Below are 16,668 nucleotides of genomic sequence, written 5' to 3' on the forward strand. Positions count from 1 at the left end.
ATTTTCCAGTAAGAGTTGCTATTTATTTGGGGCATTGATTGAAAACTGTTTGTTTCAGGCGTCACATCCCTTCAACAAAAAATAATTTTTATAATAATCAGGTAATATGGCATAGTATGATTTTACAGCGAAGATTTATAGAAATTGTGCAGATAGTAAAATAAAAAATTTTTGAAAATGAAAATTATATTGATTCATCTACAAAGTAAATAAAAATGTAAGAAAATTAATTTAATTCGATTTAAACGTTGTAGCATATTATAAAATGCAACATAAATAGTGCAATATGAAACATTCAGTTACGTGTTTGATTACAAGCATTTTACAAAAGGTCTCTATTGTTCTACCATCATATATAATTCCGATATTTGATTCTTAAGTGTAGTAATAATTTTGAATAACCAGAATTCATTTTCTAAATTTACTATCATATAATTCAACTCCCTACAACATGAACAAAGTATTTTCAGAAAATAAAACCTTACTTTTAGGAGTAGAAAAATCTGAAAACAATTCATTTTTAGATATAACCGTACAATTTAGTGAATATACTGTTTTACTAATCAGCAAAGGAGAAGGAATTTATCAGGCAGATTTTGCTTCTTTTTCTTTTAAGGCCCCAGCAATATTGTTTTCAACACCACAACAGTCCATATCCATCAAAGAAATTAGTCCACTGAAATACACTACATTACAATTTCACGGTGACTTTTATTGCATTGAATACCATAGAAAAGAAGTTGCCTGCAACGGTTTATTGTTTAACAATATTTACGTTGAGCCTTCAATAAAATTAACTACTGAACAGCATGTATTATACTGTCAATTATTCGATCAGATTATTGATGAAATTAAAGAACCAGTGCCTTCAGAAATTGTATTGCGTTCCTATCTTCAGCTTGTACTTGCCAAATCAAGTAGTCTGAAAACAACCAGTGAAAAACAAAATCTACAAAAAGATGAGAAGATGGACCAGTTCAAAATACTGCTCGAGGAAAATTTCTTATCCCTTCACAAACCTGGTGATTACGCTTCAATATTGTCAATGACAGCTAATAATTTCACTAAGCAATGTGGCAGACGCTTCAATAAGACGCCGACACAAATGATTCAGGAAAGATTAATTTTAGAGGCAAAAAAACAGCTTCATCTTACCCGCTTTAGTATTAAAGAAATCGCCTATGCATTAAAATTTCAGGATGAATACTATTTTAGCAGAGTATTTAAAAAAATGACAAAAGTTTCTCCTCAGACCTTCCGGAAAACAACTGGTATCTCTATTGTGGCAGATTTGTCTAAGGAATAGCGTTTTTTATCCATTTCCTAATTCTTATTTCAGATCTAAATTTGCCTTGTTAATTATAACTAAAATTTAAAAACAAAGCAATGAAAAATTCTCTTTTAAACACAATAGCAAATCTTGATAAGCTGGGAAAAAATGCCGTACGTGCTGGTATCGTAATCGTTTTTTTATGGATTGGCGGACTTAAATTCTTTACTTATGAAGCTGATGGAATAGTTCCTTTTGTAGCAAACAGCCCTTTTATGTCTTTTTTTTATGATAATCCAGCTGAGTATAAACAATACAGCAATAAGGAAGGTGAATTAATTGCCGAAAATCACGAATGGAACATTCAAAACAATACGTATGGCTTTGCAAATGGCTTAGGAATTTTATTAATTGGTATTGCTTTTCTGGTTGCCATTCATAATTGGGCTCCTCTGGCAAGTATGTTTGGAAGTATACTGGTGTTTATCCTTACGATTGGTACCCTTTCATTTTTAGTGACAACTCCTGAAAGTTGGGTGCCGCATTTGACAGATCAACAATATGGATTTCCTTATTTATCCGGACGTGGACGATTAGTACTAAAAGATATTGTTATACTTGGAGCTTCATTAATTACAATGAGCCAATCAGCATCACTTTATCTCAAAAGAAAGCATTAGTTTTTATAGTTTTCCATTACATCATGACAACGAATTATTCTATAGGTCAGTTTTGGAAATAAATCAGTTTGGGTTTAATTGGGAAAACATTTTGAAAAAAAGCTTCTTCTACTAAAGCATAGTAACTCAATATTAAAATGTGGCTGCTTATAAAGAAAAAGATCGTTATTATTCGGATCATACGCCACTGATATTTAATACACTAATGGGAATTACATAACTATCAACCCTTTAAGTATAACAAACAGATTTAAGTTGCTACTATCTTTACGAAAAATAAAAGCTGCCATGGAAAACTTAAATATTCAAACTCAGAAAATTAAAAAATGTCCGTATGAGGTTATGGCTTACGGTGAAAATAATTGCGATGTAGCCTACCGCACTCCGTATAAAGGAGATTGGGGACATTGGGATGAGCCAAGTGAAAATTCACTACCCAATACAAACACAGAGGATACTGAAATGGTTATGAATTAATATGTAAGCTTCGTGAAATTCAGAACTTCGTGTTCACTACTTATAAAAAATAAAAAAAACCTATTTTGTAATAAAATAGGTTTTTTTATTGTTTTTTTTTTTGATGACAGATTTCAAACGTGATAGATAAAAGTTTAATAGTAGTTCAATTATCAGTTTTTTATTCCTGTTTTTCAATCATTCAGAAACGTCAAAACATAATCTCTCATTTCTTTACTTATCAGTTGCATTATCGCACATGTCGGTGAATAGTGTGTACAGTTAAAAGTCAGGAGACTTTTATCAGGTTTATAATTCTAAAAAACAAAAGAATTGCGCAAGTCAGAGACATTTGCAGCAGCTTTCATCAGAACACTTCGGAGATCTGGGGTATAAAAAATCGGAACTAGATTTCTCCTGCCCCGATTTAATTTATAATTTCAATTTATTTATTTGCATTACCGAAAAAATTTCAGTCAGTGCCGAATAAAAAAAATAAACTATGCTATAGTATATTTTTTTTCTGTAATAGTATTGGTTGTTTCGGTTGTTACACTGTCTACAAAACGCCATTCGGCTTCAGAACCAGATGTCGTAAATTTAAGATATGTATATCCGCGCTTATATAAATTTGCATATTCTAAATCATCGATCAGTACTGTAAATGCTTGTGCTAATTCTACCGCTTTTGAAGGGTCTGAGCTAATTCCAAGATAAGCTTCCAATCCTGGTGATGAAACAGAACTGCAAGCTATTTCAGTTCCAATAAAATTTCCCTTCATATCGGTAAGTTTACCCATCCATGCATTATGAGTGTCTCCAGCTAAAACAACAACATTTTTTCCGGAAAGCATCGCATACAATTGTTCCCTTTCTGCAAAATAACCATCCCAGGCATCCAGATTATATGGCAAAGTTGTCGTAACTCTCGCAATTTCCTGAGCAGTTAAAGAAGGATCACCTTGTTTATGTCTCATTTTAATAACAACAAGTGCAGAGATTGCACTAATAAGAGCCTGCATGGTCGCTGGCTGGGCACTTCCAAAATGATCCACTTCTGCTAAAACCTGGTTCAAAAGCAGCAGTAGCTCTGCTGGAATAAGCATTTTTGTCATCAGGATCTGCTGGCCTAATACTTTCCATTTAGCGCTATCTGCATTGATCTGTGAACCTAGCCATGCCATTTGTTCACTTCCAATTAATTTTCTGCTTGTGCTTAACAAATCCGTTTTAAATTTTGTCTGGTCAAAATTTCCGACATTATCAATATAATCAGAATAACTCATCTGCTTATCTCTCGCAATAACTCTGGTATCCATCATGTAAAGCGAAAGAATATTACCAAAATTGAAACTTCTGTAAATTCTAAGATCTTTTCCCGTTTTAAGCGGGATATATTCGCTGTATGCTTGAAAAGCGGCCATTTTTCTCATCTGAAAATCTCCTTCGGCCGGCTGATGGTTTTCTGCACCGGATTTATAAGTATCATTAGCAAACTCATGGTCATCCCAAACACATATAAAAGGTTTTTTTTGATGCAGAAGCTGAAGATTTTTATCTCCTCTATATTGTCTGTATCGTTCTCTGTAATCACTGAGGTTAATAATCTCCCTCGCTGGTTTATGTTCTCTGCCCAGCGGGTTAGTAAAAGGATTTGTTCCATATTGTCCCGGCGCGTATTCGTAAATATAATCTCCTAGATGCACCACTACATCGACATCCGAAGAAGCAATCGCTCCATACACATTAAAAAGTCCTGCAGGAAAATTAGAACAGGAAACAACAGCCATTTTTACATCATTTACAATATCTTTTTTAGACGGCAGTGTGCGTGTTTCTCCCGTAACAGTTACTTGTTTGGTTTTGGCATTATAAAATCTATAATAATATTTTGTATTAGAAGGAATATTCTGAACATCTACTGCTATTGTAAAATCATTTGTAGAAGATGCTGCAGCCTGCCCTTTTCTTGTTACTTCAGAAAATGCGGCATCTTTACTTAGCTCCCAGGTAATTTCAGCATCTGAACCTGCTGAATATCTTGTCCAGATAATAACTCCTGTTTCAGTAGGGTCAAAACTGGCTACTCCTGTCTCGAAGCCTTCATTCTTCATTCCATCTGGCGCACCGCTGTTATCTGTTTTATCATCATCACTGCAGCTTTCAATAAGTGGGGCGATGAAAACTCCACCTGCAACCAATAAAGAATTTCTAAGAAACCTTCTTCTACCTAAATCATTTTTATTTTCCATAAGTAATTTTTATATCAAAAAAACAATTTAATATTACAAATCAAGTTATGGCATTTTTAACATTACCTATTATTACTATTAACAATCCATTTACTTTAATAAATTATTAATTTGTTTAAGATCTTTAAACTGGAGTTACTACATTTTCAACAACGAATATTGAATAGAAGATTCAAATATTATCTTTTTTTAACCTGATCGAGTGAAATGTTGCTTCTGTAATGTTTTGATAATAGCAGTGGCATGGAAGTTAATACCTTTTTTGCCACAAAAAGCGAAGGCGGTTTTACTATAAAGAAGTTAACTAATAGTTTTTTAGACTACGTTTTCCGACGATACCCAGCTCCCAGAAGTAGTCTTCTTTATGCTACGCAATCCTGAAAGCTTTCGGGATTGCACAGCTTTTCATAAGAAAGACTTTGGAGAGCTGTTTTTCTGAATGAATTATTATAGGGTTGATCGATAACGACAAGACCCACATCATGAGGTTTTATTTTCTTTGATTTAATGTGGTTGCGCGTTTCTGCCATCGCCACAATGACAGTCTTGTTTAAAATTACCACTTGTACTATTTATAATACAGTTCTGTAATCATGACTTTTTAAGACAGTCAAAGTTTGTTTGCATAAATCTTATAGATGAGTCCGTATAACAACTTTTTTTCCTTATGGTAGAAAAGTTACAGGTAAACCTGCCATTGATTACTCCTCTGCACGATGAAGCTACGACTCCATGAATTTTCCTGTCACAATGGTTCCCTCTTCATCTTCCCATTGTGTTATGACATTTTCTATGAGTTCAGGCTCAAATCCAATAATTTTCATCACCTGATTACCAAATTCCTGCTGTACATTTTGTCCTTCCTTAAACATAATTTTAAAATTAGCGTTAGTAATAATTTAAGACCGCACTGAATCTATCTATGTAGATCAATTGGATTCTTTTATTACATAAAATTAGTAAGGAAGTGATGATCAGATTTATAACATTAAATAGCTTTATTATATTATTTCAGTCTCTGTGTTCCTGATGATGCCTTAAATAATAGTTGTATCTGAATTCATTTTAGCATAAAAAAATCTGCACTCGCATGCAGATTTTATAGTTGATATTTTATAAAGATGAGGTAAATTATTTCCAGGGATCCAGAACTACTTTCACACAGCCATCTTCTTTTTTATTAAAGATTTCGTAGGCATGTGAAATCTCAGATAAAGGCAGTCTGTGCGTAATAATATCATCCAGCTGCACTTTTCCCTGAACCACATATTCCAAAAGTTTATCGATATGTTTGTGCGCCGGGGCCTGTCCTCCTTTTAGTATAATCCCTTTATCAAAAAACTGACCAAGGGGAAAATTATCATAATTCACCGGATATACACCAAGTACAGAGACGATACCGCTTCGTCGAACTGCGCTCATACAGGCTTCTAAAACTTTAATCGAACCTTTTTCAAAATTAATTGTCGCTTTTATTTTGTCCGTGATGCTTCTTTCTGGTTCAAATCCCACAGCATCAATGCACACGTCGGCGCCACGTCCGTTGGTAAGTGACCTGATATGCTCGACCACATCTTTGGGATCTTCCCACAATATGGTAGTTGATCCAGTGGAAACTCTTGCTTTATCCAGGCGGTATTGAAGTGTATCGACCACAATTACCTGCGCTGCACCTCTAAGCCAGGCACTTTTAGCAGCCATTATTCCAACAGGTCCCGAACCGAAGATAGCAACTGTCTCCCCTCCTTTGACTTCTCCCCAGTCCACACCGGTATATCCTGTTGGAAAAATATCGGTCAGGAAAAGTACCTGTTCATCGGTCAGGTTTTCAGGGACTACCCGTGGTCCGTAATTGGCATAAGGAACTCTTACATACTGCGCCTGTCCTCCGTCGTATCCTCCATACAAATCGGTATAACCAAAAAGCGCCCCTCCTTTTTCCGTCAGGATTCCGCCTTCTGGTCCATAATGCTCCGGGTTGCTGTGCTCGCAGTTTCCAGGTACGTCATGGTTACAGAAAAAACAATTACCACAAGCTATGGGAAAAGGAACCACCACACGGTCTCCCCTTTTAAGATGTGTAACGGCTGATCCCGTTTCCTCTACTATCCCCATGAATTCGTGTCCCAATACCATTGGAGATGTCGGCATCGCTCCCGAATAAATGTGCAGATCCGATCCGCATATGGCCGTCGAAGTTACTTTAAGGATGATATCATCCTGAGCGCTGATTTTTGGATCTTCTACTGTATCGTATTTAACGGAACCAGGTCCGTGAATAACTGCTGCTTTCATAATTTGATTTTTTACAATTAATAGAAAGCTAAGTAACTCTTATTTAAGCTATTAATTTTACAGGATGATTGTCAATTCTTATATATAAATCACAATTAGGAAAAATAATAAATTATTTAAAGCAAAATTTTATCAAGTAAAAAAGCCTGCACTCCTAAAAAGTACAGGCTCTTATATATGTATTAAAATTACTATTTATCGCCTTCTGTGGCATCAAAATTAATAGTATTGTAAGCAGCTTCTGTTAAAGTAACATCTGCTTCTTTTTCTTCGTTCAAAGTCTGAACCAATAATGAAACAGCCTCGTCTTCCCCAAGAGTTTTTGCAAACGAAGCCAAGGTTCCGTAAGTTGCAATTTCATAGTGTTCGATTTTTTGCGAAGCAGCTATAATTCCTGCGTCACGAACTGCACCTGGTTCCGTTTCTTCCAAAATACCTTCACCTTCTTTAATAAGTCCATCCATGGCGTCACATTTTTTCGCTGCTGCCTTTTCTCCAACTGAAGCAAATACTTCCTCTAGTCGGGTAACCTGTCCCTTCGTAACTTCTAAGTGATCATTAATTGCATCAATCAGATTTTGAGAAGTAGCATTTTTAGCCATTTTTGGAAGCGCTTTTACCAATGCTTTTTCTGCCCAGTAGATATCTTTTAATGAATCTACAAATAAATCTCTCAATCCTTCTGCAGCAGATGCTTTAGGTTTTACAGTTCCTTTAGGGGAAGTAGTTTTGCTGTCTGATGATTTAGAAGATGTTGCAGCATTTTTTGATGTTGCAGTGCTTTTAGCAGCAGTTGTTTTTTTTACTGATGTCTTTGTATTTGAATCTTTCATGATAAGTTTTTTTAAAATTTGTTTTTCAAATGTACTACTGCTGTATTTCACTTTTCTTATACAATTATAGAGCATTGTTGCAACATTTAAACATTTATAAATCAACCTACTAGCAAAACTAAATTGTGTAAAAATTTGCAATAATTGTATAATTTACAACTATTAAAACTTATCTATTTTTGGTCAGCTCATATACAGATAAAAATGAAATTAATTCACCTTATTATATTATCCGTTCTGCTTAGTGCGCCCTATTTTGTGCAAGCCCAACAGATTCAGACGGATCGTCCTACCGAAACAGAAAGTACCAGCACAATTTCTGCCAAACATTTACAGATGGAAAATGGTATTTCATACGAAAAGAATGGTGACGAAAAAATCTACGAAATGCCCGAAGTAGTGCTGCGATACGGGCTATTTAAAAATGCTGAAATTCGTATGGAAACGGCCTTTAAAATTAGCAATGATGAATCAGAAAACTTATATGGAATAAAGCCAGTGACTTTCGGCTTTAAATATCATGTAATTGATCATAAAGGTTTAGCTCCTGACATTGCAGTATTAGGAAGATTAAGTATTCCATGGATGGCCGATAACAGTTTGCAGGAACAAAATTATAGTCCCGAAATAAGAGTCCTATTTCAGCATGAATTATCGAAAAAAACGCATGTAAGTTATAATATGGGTATTGAATGGCTCGCTGAAAATGCAAGTCCTGAATATATTTACACCCTTTCCGTTGACCACGCAGTAAGCAAAAAGTGTAAAGTATTTATCGAAACTTATGGATTCGCTGTTTCACATGAGCACGCCGAAAACAATGCAGATGCCGGTGTACTTTATTTGCTGAGTAAAAATCTTCAGCTCGACTTTATGGCCGGCACAAGTCTTATGAATGCGCATCCTAAAAAGTTCGCTGAAATTGGGCTATCTTTTAAAATATAATTATTTTATGTAATTTGGTGAAACACAATTCTGCCAATATTCCACAATATTTTTTATCATATCTCTCATTTTGGAAAAATCTGATGGCTTTTATTTTTTAAATAAAATTAATCATTGTTTTTTTGGTAAGTAAATCCAAAAAATAGTTCCTTTCCCAGGCGTACTTGTAAAATTAATAAATCCATTATGGTTTTCAATGATACGTCGGCAAAGGGCAAGACCTATTCCGTTACCACCATATTGGTCTCTTTCATGCAAGCGCTGAAACATATTAAAGATTCGGTTTGAATATTGATTTTCAATACCAATACCATTATCTGAAATAGATATAATATGGTAATTACCGGACAAAGCTAATTCATTGTTGCCGTCAGGCACAATTTCTGCAGAAATAGTAACTAGAGGGACTGTAGTATTAAATTTAAGCGCATTATTTACAAGGTTGTAAAATAATTGGCGCAACTGAGTATGTAGTCCTAAAACTCTCGGTAACGGTTCAATAGTAATTACAGCATTTTTTTCATCGATAATCATGCTCAAATCACCTAAAATTTCAGAAGTAATTTCATTAAGGTCTACTTCTTCAAAAATTTGTTTGCTGTTGTCTATTCTTGAATAATTCAAAACATCAGTAATTAACTCTGACAATCGTGTCGCTGATAACGTCATTCGGTCAAAATAAAATTGCTTCTTTTGCTCATCTGATAATTGTTCGCCAGCGCGGGAAAGCATAATCATAATTTTGCGAAGTGGTTCTTGTAAGTCGTGACTTGCAACATAAGCAAACTGCTCCAGCTCTTTATTTTTAAAAAGTAATTTAGAATTGGCGCTTTCTAATTCACGCTGAATCATTTTCAGTTCCGAATTATCTTTCAGTGCTTCAACGATCATTTTTTGTGCATTGATATTTATAAAATAAACAAGCCAGCTGTTAAAGGAACCGTCTTCAGATTTATTCGGAATCATGGTAACAAGATGCCAAACGAATAGTGCACTGTCTTTAATTCGGACTTCTCCTGAAAAAGAAGATCGGGTTAATTTTGCTTTTTCCCAGCCATCTAAAATTACATTAATATCATCAGGATGAATAAAATTGATTAAATTTTTCCTTTCAAATGTTGGAGGTGGAACTTTTAAATAATGCAATAACGATTCATTATAGAGAAGTACTTTATTACGTTCATTGACCTCACAAATCAAAATCGGAATTGTATTGGCTAATTTTCTATATCTATTTTCGCTTTCAGTTAACTTTTCTGAAATTGCAATCAATTCAATGTTTTTTTTCCTGATCTCATCATACGGTGACAATGGCGGCTCAAACTTAAAATAATCAATAAGCGATTTTATTTTCGTTTCTGAAAGAAGCCCCGGTGAAGCGACAGGCTGAATTATTCTGGTAGTTGACTGATTGCCTTTAAAACTGTATTCAATATCCCCGGAAATTTTAGATGCATAATTAAAGGCCTCAGGGCTACAACTTTTTAAATCGACACTATCTGTAATTATGGCTTCAATTTGTTTTTGTGTTGGCTTGATCGTATTGATACAAAGTACCAGTAGCGAATTTTTACCTTTCGCGATGGAACATCTTGCAATTTCAGACACGGCTGTCGAAAATCTGGTTTGGAACGATGAAGGCATGCCACACATTTCGGCAATTTTCATGCATCGTTTGTGAGCCAATATGAGGTCCATTTCGTTATCAAGATTTATTTTTATAATCTCTTTCATGGCACTTACATTATTTTACCTACAAGAATTGATGCATCATCTGTACCTCTTATATTTTCTTTAAGGATTGCAGAGGCTATTATACCTGAATGTTGTTTTACTATTGAAGTCATCTCATTTAGATTCCATCTGGTGCGCAATCCATCACTGTGCATGACAATAATTTGATGCTTTTTGTAAGGAACAATTGTATTATTTAAGGTACGCGGAATATTATGACCAATAATTCCGTTGTAAGGAGTATAGGTTTTATTGTCGAGTCCGTCATAAACACGTGTACTTATGTTGCCAATACCACAGATATTCCATAATTCCGACTTATAATCTACAGCTGCTATTGTACCTACAAGTCCCCTGCTCTTTTTTACTTTTGCATGAATGTCTCTCAGTATTTCTGAAGGTTCTGTTTCTATCGACTGTTTAAAGGCTTTAATGGCCAATTGTACGGCTTCATTTGCATTTTCACCATGTCCTAATCCATCGCCTAAAAATATTTGAAAACCTTTTTTTGATGATTTAATATGATAACCGTCTCCACAAAATTTTTCACCCGGATAGTTAACTGCAATTGCAGCGTAATTTAAACCACTCTGCAAACAAGGCAATAAAATATCGGACTTTTCAGCTATTTTGATATGTTGCACACATCCCCAATTTTTCATGGAATAAATCTGAAAATCATTGCTTAATCTCTTAATTGAACCCAATCCATGTCCAAGTGTGTTGGATGAAGAATAGCCATCATGCATTATTTTGGCTAAATTTTCAAAACCCACCCCTTTATCAAGACAATAAATTTCGATTATTTTAAGGTCGCCTTCTAAATTAGCACGATACAACAGTTCTCCTCCATTTGCATATTTGATCAGGTTAGAAGTTAATTCTGCCACAATAATATCGGTCTCAGCGGCTCTGTGCGGTGTAAATCCTATGTGAAGTGCGAGGTTGTGTATTTCTCTTTTTATAAAAGCAATCAGACTGCGATCGTCAATTTTATAGCTGGAAAACGTATTATCCATTTTTCCATTTTGTTATAGTAACGGTGGTTCCGTTCCCTAGTTCTGTTTTAATATCAAATTCATTGACGAGTCTTTTAGTACCTGGAAGTCCTAATCCTAAGCTTTTACCGGTACTGTATCCATCTTTCATAGCCAATGTTATATCTGCTATTCCCGGTCCGTTATCAATAAAAGTTACACGTACTCCATTATCACGACCATTACTGACCGATTCAATGATGACTTTACCGCCTCCTCCATATTTCAGAAGATTACGAACAAGTTCACTTGTTGCCGTTATTAATTTGGTTTGATTCAAAATGCTCATGCCAATTTTTACCCCATACTCTTTTACGCGGTTGCGTAACGGCACCACATCTTGTTCTCTTATAATTAGGGCTTCTTCTTTACTATTCGTTATCGTCGTCATAATCCTGCTCTTCATTATCGCTAGTGTGCATTTTTGAGCGCAGTAGATCCATACCTCTTTCAACATTAAGGGCACTTATAACTCCGTTTAAGGACAATCCAAGTTCAACAAGTGTAATAGCAACAGCAGGCTGCATTCCTACAACTACTGTTTGTGCATCCATTATTTTAGACATCACAGCGATGTTTCCTAGAATCCGCCCCATAAAAGAGTCGATTATAGAAACCGCTGATATATCAATTAACACTCCTTTTGAACTGTGCTTGCTTATCGTGTTAATTAAATCCGATTCAAGATTTTCTGCAAGTTGGTCGTACAAATCTACTTGTATAGTAACAAGCAGAAAATCACCCATTTTTAGTATAGGAATTCTCTCCATATCGATTATAAAATCTTAAACTAATTTTCTTTTAACAACAGTAAGCTGCAGCATATCAAATGCTGTTTTAAGAGCACTTGCAAGGGTGGCCTTAGTTATAATACCGGTAAGATCAATACCTAAATGCACAACTGTCTGTGCAATTTCAGGACGAATACCGCTAATAATACATTCTGCTCCCATTAATCGTGTAGCACTTACAGTTTTAATAAGATGCTGTGCTACCAACGAATCAACTGCAGGAACACCAGAAATATCAAGAATAGCAATAGAGCTTCCAGTATCTACAATCTGCTGTAGCAAATTTTCCATTACAATCTGCGTTCTTGAACTATCCAAAGTTCCAATAATCGGTAAAGCAACTATACCATCCCATACGGTAATAACGGGAGTCGAAATTTCGCTGATTTCATCTACCTGTCTTGATATTACATCTTCTCTTCCTCTCATGTAGGCTTCGAAAGTCATAATAGTCATATTGTCAAGAATCTCATTCAATTGTAAATTTGCCTGATATAATTCTTCTGAATCTTTTATCAGTTTTGAAAGGATTTGTGAAGATGCTTGTTTGAAAGTCGTCAAATATTGAGCATTTTCCCTTGGAGAAAATCCTCGTTTTCCTCTTGAAGATGAAATACCAACAATTAAATCCTCTACTTTTTCAAATTCTGGTGAATCCTGAAATTTGCCATTCAATGATGCTAATGCACTTAAAAATAGAGAAGCAAATTCTTTAGATTCTTCTTCTTCTACTGCGCCATCATCTGATCCACTCTCTATTAGAAGTTGTGACCATATTGTTAGTAAGCTATTTTCGTGTTCTTTTAAACCCGATAGGAAATTGTTTTGCATGTGGTATAAGTTTTGTGATTTTCTCTTAACAAATATAACATTTTAAAAATCGAAAAAATGAGAAATGCTGTATTAAAAATAAAATAATAAATGGTGAGCTGACGTAGTTAAAGACAACTCTAAATTTTCATTTCAGTCCATAATTTCACATCTGTTATTGCAGAAATTAAAACTGAAAAGAGATATTGAAAAACAGCTGCCGTTGACAGGTGTTATTTATAATTTTTCATCAGTGTAATATATTAAATCACTACTACATTTACTGCATTAGGGCCTTTTTTTCCATCAGCAACTTCATAGCGTACCTGATCGTTTTCACGAATACTTTCTGTCAAACCTGTAGCATGGACAAATATTTCACTTCCTCCATTTTTTGGCGTTATAAAACCAAAGCCTTTTTCTTCATTATAAAATTTTACTGTACCTTCTTGCATTTTATATTTTATTAGTATTAAAGGTTAAATATACTATAATTACAGTATGTAAATGATACAATAGTATTATAATATGAGCCGTATGAAAATTATGTAACGTTCAATTGAAATTCTATAAAAATTAAGCTTAATTTTCAAGATTAAAGCAAATATTAATTTAATTTCAGACATAAAGGATTTGCATTTCTGATGGTGTTAATAATTTTTGGCTTTTGGACTTTTACTACCATCAAAGCAATGGTTAAAACCAGAGAAGAAAAACAGGGATTACTATTGCAAAAAAAGGTAGAAGGAAATGTGAAAGTTGTGAAAAAAGAGATTGTAACCAATGAAGGCTATGAATCTGACACGCTCACTTATGAAATAGCAATTTATTCGCAGATTGAAGGGAAATACAAGAACATTTCAATTGAGAAAAAGGAATATGATAAAATTGAAATTGGAGATTTTATAAGGATTACGTTCTTTACAGACAACCCTGCTATAAACATTAATTTTTAAGGAACAACCTTTTAAAGTACAAGTCTTTTACCAGCACTAGAATTTCTGGCAGATAAGAAAACATTATCCAAGTTTATAGTCCTATTCCAATAACATCCTTGCCGTAATTATTTTATTTGAAGAAGCATCAATCTCCTCGTTCTCCGAAGTGTTCTTTTTACGCTGTGCAAATGTCTGTGACTTTGCAATTTTAACAAAATATAATTAAAGAATAGAGATTTCATAAAGTCTCTGACTTTAAACTAATTTTTTTAGAATATTTCTTCTGAATGTGAAAAAACAATAAGAACTAACCGTAAAAAGTCAGGAGACTTTTATCAGGTTTATAATTTTCAAGGAATAAAAAAATTGCGCAAAGTCAGAGACATTTGCGCAGCTTTTCATGAGAAAGACTTCGGAGAGCTGGGTATTAGTCTTTTTATGAATAATAGCGCTAACGGAGAACATTTTTTACATCACCGAAACAAACCATAACAATCTGTCATATAGTTGATTATAAAAATAATATTCGTAAATTGCTTCATAATTTAAACCAGTTTTTACTAATTAAAAATCAGCATTATGAAAAAGTACATTTTAATTCTAGGTTTTATGTTTTCAATAGCTTCATTTTCACAAAACATTACATCAAAAAATGAGAATGCAAGCGCGGCACAATATGATTTGCTAAAAAAAGTTAATGAATATTATCCTGATATAAGCTTAAGTGATAAGGTAGTCAATTTTTACGTCGGTGATAAAATAATTGATACCAAACAGGAATTTGCTATAAAAAACACAGAATTTACAAGTTACGAACTGAGTATTAGTCCCGATAACAAAAGGGTAGTATTTAATTTTGTATCAGAAAAAAGTGGAAAAATTTATGGTGCCGTTGTTCTCGTTAAGGGTAGTTATGTCAGAACAACTTTTAATGAAAATTTAGGACTGGTTGATGTAATGGTGAATGGTAAATCCGCTTGTATACAAAACATAAAATAAAATCTTTACAAATACAAACCTGTTGATTTTATTCGGCCGGTTTGTATTAGTATCAAATTTGAAAGGTTAAAATTTGGCACATCCTAGTATAAATATTTTATTTTAACAACATCCTTTCCGTAATTACTTTATTCGAAGAAGCATCAATTCCGGTAACTTCGGCATACTTTACATTGGGTAACCAATAAGAACCGCCTTCAATGCGCACAAATATTTTTTCTACCTGAATTTTTTTCTGATTTACATTTACAAAAACATGATATTTTTGATCTGACTCTATCTTTTTCAAAGTTAAGGGTAACTTTTTATACGATACAAATTGAAACTCAAACTCGTCGTTATTTAAGGATTTACTTTCTATTCCGTAGGCAAATTTGCGTTGTAAATAATTAAGATCTTTTTTTTCTCCTTGCTCAGCATATCGAATCCAATAGGCTTTTATAGGATTGCTTTTGTCTATTTTTCCATTTTCCTGGTAGTTTATAGCATAAATAGCAGTGTTTGTATTGGGGTCACGCTGAATATAAAATAGCATATTATCTATATTTTTCGGCGTTGGAAAATGTAATGGCGATGGATTTTTGGATTGTGCTAATAGATTTCCGGAAATTATATTGACTAAGAACGTTACAACGATTAGTGCTTTTTTTAAATATTTAAAGGGTAATTTATTCATAAACGAATTTTTTTATATAACATTGGGTGTAATGATTTAAACACATAGAAACATAGATTTGAGGCGCTTAAAAAAGGCGTTTCACTTGTTTACAAAAAACATAGTTGGCTATGTGTTAGAAACTGAGTTTAAGCTTTTCGAAAATAAAATTATTGTAAATTAAATCCGTTTTTATCCGCATTTTTACGAAGTAAATCTGTTTTATCCGCGTCAAAATTAGACGCTGATTTTACTGATTCGCTAAAGCGAAAACGCTGATAAAAACGGATTTCTCTAATTACTTTCTTGCTTAAATCGTTAAATAGTTTTAAGTTATTCCCTTAACTCATGACATTTGGCTTCGGAACTATGTGTTAAGAAACTAGTTTCTTTTTTATATTCTTTTTATGAATCTACAACCTATGTTCTATGTGTTAAATTACTTTTTTTAAGCTGCACGAATTAATTTGATTCTATTACATTCTGTTTTTCGTTGACCTTAAAAACCCAATATCTAATCAGTGGATAATTAAAGCCATAAGAAACAAAACTATCCGTGATTAATCTTCCGATTCTGTAATCGATTTGAAATGATTTTTGTAAAAGAAGCGTGCCAAATGATTTTAAGGAAATGCTTCCCAAAACCACCAACGCAAATTTAAAAAGCTGACTGTTGATGGGACTGCTATAACCCGATTGATTTTTAAATACCCAAAATCGATTGATGCTGAAATTGATAATGGCGCCAACGGTTCCGGAGATTAAAATAGAAAAGGTAAAATGCAATTTGAATACTTCTGTCAATAAAATCATCAAGCCATAATCGGTAATGCCGCCTAAAAAAGCCGCAACTTGTGCCTGTAGAAAAGTGATAGTGGATTTTTTACTGAACATAAGTAAGTCGAAAGTTTAAAAGTTCTAAAGTCAAAAGTCCCAATATTGCAGATAAGGAATTGAAATCAATTTGTTATTT

Annotated in this window: 18 protein-coding genes; 6 read left to right on the forward strand and 12 right to left on the reverse strand. The window is 33.8% G+C overall.

Annotation, left to right across the window (positions count from 1 at the left end; translation table 11 throughout):
* Window positions 1–451 precede the first annotated feature (451 nt).
* From B0A65_RS01395 to B0A65_RS01410, 3 genes are all read left to right on the forward strand, one after another.
* A complete protein-coding gene (locus B0A65_RS01395) occupies window positions 452–1,306 on the forward strand; it encodes a helix-turn-helix domain-containing protein (RefSeq protein ID WP_074658127.1) in 855 nt (284 codons plus the stop codon).
* 80 nt (window positions 1,307–1,386) lie between these two features.
* Window positions 1,387–1,950 (forward strand): DUF417 family protein, encoded by a 564-nt coding sequence (locus B0A65_RS01400; protein ID WP_074658125.1) that lies wholly within the window; start codon window positions 1,387–1,389, stop codon window positions 1,948–1,950.
* Window positions 1,951–2,238: 288 nt separating this feature from the next.
* Window positions 2,239–2,427, forward strand: a complete 189-nt coding sequence (locus B0A65_RS01410) for a hypothetical protein (RefSeq protein ID WP_074658123.1) — start codon at window positions 2,239–2,241, stop codon at window positions 2,425–2,427.
* A 479-nt stretch (window positions 2,428–2,906) separates the two neighbouring features.
* Here the strand turns inward: B0A65_RS01410 and B0A65_RS01415 are convergent, their stop codons facing one another.
* From B0A65_RS01415 to B0A65_RS01425, 4 genes are all read right to left on the reverse strand, one after another.
* On the reverse strand, window positions 2,907–4,658 hold the full coding sequence (locus B0A65_RS01415) for an alkaline phosphatase D family protein (protein ID WP_074658121.1): 1,752 nt from the start codon (window positions 4,656–4,658) through the stop codon (window positions 2,907–2,909).
* A gap of 722 nt (window positions 4,659–5,380) precedes the next feature.
* Window positions 5,381–5,530 (reverse strand): hypothetical protein, encoded by a 150-nt coding sequence (locus B0A65_RS23200; protein WP_207556392.1) that lies wholly within the window; start codon window positions 5,528–5,530, stop codon window positions 5,381–5,383.
* Window positions 5,531–5,789: 259 nt separating this feature from the next.
* The gene (locus tag B0A65_RS01420; RefSeq protein WP_074658119.1) at window positions 5,790–6,953 is read right to left on the reverse strand and encodes a zinc-dependent alcohol dehydrogenase; all 1,164 of its coding nucleotides are present in this window, start codon (window positions 6,951–6,953) and stop codon (window positions 5,790–5,792) included.
* 191 nt (window positions 6,954–7,144) lie between these two features.
* On the reverse strand, window positions 7,145–7,786 hold the full coding sequence (locus B0A65_RS01425; RefSeq protein WP_074658117.1) for a YciE/YciF ferroxidase family protein: 642 nt from the start codon (window positions 7,784–7,786) through the stop codon (window positions 7,145–7,147).
* A gap of 204 nt (window positions 7,787–7,990) precedes the next feature.
* Between B0A65_RS01425 and B0A65_RS01430 the strand changes: the two genes are divergently transcribed.
* Window positions 7,991–8,731: a transporter gene (locus B0A65_RS01430; protein WP_074658115.1), complete on the forward strand. Its 741-nt coding sequence runs from the start codon at window positions 7,991–7,993 to the stop codon at window positions 8,729–8,731.
* A 111-nt stretch (window positions 8,732–8,842) separates the two neighbouring features.
* On the opposite strand, the gene B0A65_RS01440 is transcribed toward B0A65_RS01430, so the two are convergent.
* The 6 genes from B0A65_RS01440 to B0A65_RS01465 form a co-directional block, all read right to left on the reverse strand.
* Window positions 8,843–10,465, reverse strand: a complete 1,623-nt coding sequence (locus B0A65_RS01440; RefSeq protein ID WP_074658113.1) for a sensor histidine kinase — start codon at window positions 10,463–10,465, stop codon at window positions 8,843–8,845.
* A gap of 5 nt (window positions 10,466–10,470) precedes the next feature.
* The gene (locus tag B0A65_RS01445) at window positions 10,471–11,484 is read right to left on the reverse strand and encodes a SpoIIE family protein phosphatase (protein WP_026985225.1); all 1,014 of its coding nucleotides are present in this window, start codon (window positions 11,482–11,484) and stop codon (window positions 10,471–10,473) included.
* On the reverse strand, window positions 11,477–11,893 hold the full coding sequence (locus B0A65_RS01450; protein WP_074658111.1) for an anti-sigma regulatory factor: 417 nt from the start codon (window positions 11,891–11,893) through the stop codon (window positions 11,477–11,479). The genes B0A65_RS01445 and B0A65_RS01450 overlap by 8 nt, the downstream gene beginning before the upstream one ends.
* Window positions 11,874–12,272, reverse strand: a complete 399-nt coding sequence (locus tag B0A65_RS01455) for an STAS domain-containing protein (RefSeq protein ID WP_026985227.1) — start codon at window positions 12,270–12,272, stop codon at window positions 11,874–11,876. The genes B0A65_RS01450 and B0A65_RS01455 overlap by 20 nt, the downstream gene beginning before the upstream one ends.
* Before the next feature lie 15 nt (window positions 12,273–12,287).
* On the reverse strand, window positions 12,288–13,124 hold the full coding sequence (locus B0A65_RS01460) for an STAS domain-containing protein (RefSeq protein ID WP_074658109.1): 837 nt from the start codon (window positions 13,122–13,124) through the stop codon (window positions 12,288–12,290).
* Window positions 13,125–13,366: 242 nt separating this feature from the next.
* Window positions 13,367–13,558, reverse strand: coding sequence for a cold-shock protein (locus B0A65_RS01465; RefSeq protein ID WP_026985229.1), 192 nt, complete (start codon window positions 13,556–13,558; stop codon window positions 13,367–13,369).
* Between the two features lie 237 nt (window positions 13,559–13,795).
* Between B0A65_RS01465 and B0A65_RS01470 the strand changes: the two genes are divergently transcribed.
* Both B0A65_RS01470 and B0A65_RS01475 read left to right on the forward strand, forming a co-directional pair.
* Window positions 13,796–14,059 (forward strand): hypothetical protein, encoded by a 264-nt coding sequence (locus B0A65_RS01470; RefSeq protein ID WP_123890255.1) that lies wholly within the window; start codon window positions 13,796–13,798, stop codon window positions 14,057–14,059.
* 561 nt (window positions 14,060–14,620) lie between these two features.
* Window positions 14,621–15,040 (forward strand): hypothetical protein, encoded by a 420-nt coding sequence (locus B0A65_RS01475; protein ID WP_074658105.1) that lies wholly within the window; start codon window positions 14,621–14,623, stop codon window positions 15,038–15,040.
* 97 nt (window positions 15,041–15,137) lie between these two features.
* Here the strand turns inward: B0A65_RS01475 and B0A65_RS01480 are convergent, their stop codons facing one another.
* Window positions 15,138–15,716 (reverse strand): DUF4833 domain-containing protein, encoded by a 579-nt coding sequence (locus B0A65_RS01480; RefSeq protein ID WP_074658103.1) that lies wholly within the window; start codon window positions 15,714–15,716, stop codon window positions 15,138–15,140.
* Between the two features lie 441 nt (window positions 15,717–16,157).
* A complete protein-coding gene (locus B0A65_RS01485) occupies window positions 16,158–16,589 on the reverse strand; it encodes a GtrA family protein (RefSeq protein ID WP_074658101.1) in 432 nt (143 codons plus the stop codon).
* Window positions 16,590–16,668: the final 79 nt, after the last annotated feature.

Origin of the sequence: Flavobacterium frigidimaris (genome assembly GCF_002217275.1) — a bacterium.
In the GTDB taxonomy this organism is placed as follows: domain Bacteria; phylum Bacteroidota; class Bacteroidia; order Flavobacteriales; family Flavobacteriaceae; genus Flavobacterium; species Flavobacterium aquidurense.